Annotated in this window: 2 protein-coding genes; both read left to right on the forward strand. The window is 70.1% G+C overall.

Features of this window, described 5'->3' with window-relative positions; genetic code table 11:
- Window positions 1-68: 68 nt before the first annotated feature.
- Complete coding sequence (locus AB0I21_RS57505) at window positions 69-593, forward strand: winged helix-turn-helix domain-containing protein (RefSeq protein ID WP_360574546.1); 525 nt, start codon at window positions 69-71, stop codon at window positions 591-593.
- Window positions 594-600: 7 nt separating this feature from the next.
- Window positions 601-1,131 carry a transposase gene (locus tag AB0I21_RS57510; protein WP_360574548.1) on the forward strand — a complete coding sequence of 177 codons (531 nt, stop codon included), beginning with the start codon at window positions 601-603 and terminating at the stop codon, window positions 1,129-1,131.
- Window positions 1,132-1,157 lie beyond the last annotated feature (26 nt).

Consider the following 1,157-nt stretch of genomic DNA (forward strand, 5'->3'; position numbering starts at 1 on the left):
TAAGGATCTTCGTGAGGTAGGCGGATAGCGGCGGCCGGAGGGATGCTGGTAGGCGGGGGGTGGCTGACATGAACACTCTTCGTCTGGCACATAGGAAAGATCAGCAGAAGGTGTGGACACGGCAGCGGCTGCGTGCGGGGCGGTTGTTCGTGCGGGGCTGGCGTCAGGCCGATGTCGCCCGGCAGATCGGGGTCGATCCCCGCCGGGTCAGCGACTGGTACCAGCGGTGGCGGGCCGGGGGGCTGGAGGCGTTGCGGTCCAAGGGCCCGGTCGGGGGCAAGTCGAAGCTGGACCAGCGGCAGTGGCGTGAACTGGAGCGGGTGCTTCAGGCCGGGCCGGCGGCGGCCGGGTTCGATGCGGGGGGATGGACCCTGGCCCGGATCACGGCCGTGGTCGCCGACCGGTTCGGGGTGGTCTATCACCGTTACGGGTTGTGGTATCAGCTGCGCCGGCGCGGGTGGAGCGTGCAGCGTGCGGTGGTGGCCACGCGGGAGCGCGACGAGGCGGCGATCGAGGCATGGCGGCGCCGGCAGTGGCCCCGGGTGCGCAAACGAGGCACGACGACGTGGGGCCTGGATCGTGTTCGCCGATGAGTCCGGGGTGTCGACCCGGCCGCCGTTGCGGACCACGTGGGCGCGGCGGGGGCACACCCCGAGGGTGGTGACCCCGGGCCGGCGGCGATGGCTGTCGCTGGCCGGGTTCCTCTGCTACCACCCCTGCGGCCACAGCGTGCTGGTGCACTACACCCTGCGCCGCAAGGCGTTCGACACCGGCAGTCTCATCGACGCCCTGCGCGGGCTGCGCCGGTTCCTGATGGCTCCGGTGGTACTGGTCTGGGACAACCTCGGCGCCCATCACAGCGCCGGCATGCGCGATTTCCTGGCCGCTCAGACAGGCTGGCTGCGAGTGCATGCCCTGCCGTCCTATGCCTACGATCTCAACCCGGCGGACGGGGTGTGGGGCAACCTCAAGGCCGCCGATCTGGCCAACCGGGTCAACACCGACCTCGACGACGTCGAACACGCGGTGACCCGCGGGATGCGTCGCATCCGCCGCAGACCGGGCTTGCTGTGGAACCTCCTCACCCGATGTGGGCTGTCCCAGCCGCGTAGATCGCCCCTGTCGCCTTGAGTCCGACTACGCCATGAAGATCCTTA

The organism is Dactylosporangium sp. NPDC050588 (assembly GCF_040654975.1).
GTDB classification, from domain to species: domain Bacteria; phylum Actinomycetota; class Actinomycetes; order Mycobacteriales; family Micromonosporaceae; genus Dactylosporangium; species Dactylosporangium maewongense.

Excerpts from the sequence above, each read along its gene's own strand:
- AB0I21_RS57505 (WP_360574546.1), top strand. The coding sequence starts at position 69 with ATGAACACTCTTCGTCTGGCACATAGGAAAGATCAGCAGAAGGTGTGG.